1 protein-coding gene is annotated in these 1,217 nt (G+C 62.9%); it reads right to left on the minus strand.

From position 1 onward, the window contains the following. Positions 1-414: 414 nt before the first annotated feature. On the minus strand, positions 415-1,044 hold the full coding sequence (locus tag AB0C16_RS40030) for a hypothetical protein (RefSeq protein ID WP_357691369.1): 630 nt from the start codon (positions 1,042-1,044) through the stop codon (positions 415-417). Between the last annotated feature and the right edge of the window lie 173 nt (positions 1,045-1,217).

The following is a 1,217-nucleotide window of genomic DNA, read 5'->3' on the forward strand; positions in this document are numbered from 1 at the left end:
CCGCTGTCCTATCGAGGGCTTCGTTGCCTAAGGGCGCCAACGCACTATCCGTCACCGAATCGCGACGATAGGCACCCAGGCCAGCCACGCTCGACGCCAGCGAAAGCGCTCGCTACCTGCAGAAATGCCTTAACTCACCGGCATTGGAGAACACGGGCACTTTGCGCTTCCCACGCCCAGACCGGTCACACACGGTCACAACGCTGTGTTCACGCAGAGTAATCAGGCGATAGCGCCACCCCGGTCAAACGAGAAGACCCACTTTAAGGCACTGATCGACAAGTGAGCATCGACCAGGCAATCGTCATCCTCTGCTTGGTCACGTTCATTGTCGGGTTGCTGGTGGGCTTCAAACTCGCCAAGTAAACAAGGAAGCCCCCATCTCGCGAGATGGGGGCCTTTTGCTTGGTGACGCTACGCCGGGAGGTTCCAGCTCGGCCCATCAGGCTCGCCGAGCCACACCTCTTGGGCGTCTCTGGTGACAGTGAGCCCGAATCCGGATTGGTGCGGACTACCGGCTTCCTGCCACGTCAGAATGGCCTTCTCGATCTCGTCCCACAGCTTGATCGGCCCGTGCTGATGGACCGTCCACCCGCCTGCGGGATCTGACAGAGCTTCAGCCCGTGACCCAGTGCCGGCATCGACCAGGAACGTGGCGTCATCGCCCCAAGAGACTTGCGCCTGTGGAACGGCGAGTTGGGCGACCCACAGGGCCGTCCCGTCCTGGAGAATCGACGGATCGATTCTGGTCTCGCGTGCGTCCCCAATGCCTCTCACCAGCGGAGGGCGCGGGGGAGGCAGATGGGAGCGAGCGGTCATGAAGTGCAGGTGATCGGCGAGGAACCGACCGCTGGCGGTGCTATCGCCAGCCATGGTCAGGTGGGCGAAGGCGACCCCGCCCATCCATCCCCACATGGGGGCAGTAATGGTCCCTCCCGCGCGGACTTGCTGCGCCCACGCCGCGGGGATCGTGCGAACCGAGCACGTCGCGATAAGCCGATCGTATTCGGCGTGCTCGGCGTACCCGTACAGCCCGTCTCCCACCGCCAGAGTAGGGGCGTAGCCCGCCCCAGTGAACGTTTTCCAACCTCCTGGACGCGTGCCCTGATCACAGCATGATCGCGATGCTGATGTTCGGCAGGTGGCGCAAAGAAGCTCCTGGTAGACGGGTTGATCACCACAACCATCACCGTCGCAACCAGGAGCTTCAGGTGCTG

The organism is Nonomuraea sp. NPDC048916 (assembly GCF_040649575.1).
In the GTDB taxonomy this organism is placed as follows: Bacteria; Actinomycetota; Actinomycetes; order Streptosporangiales; family Streptosporangiaceae; genus Nonomuraea.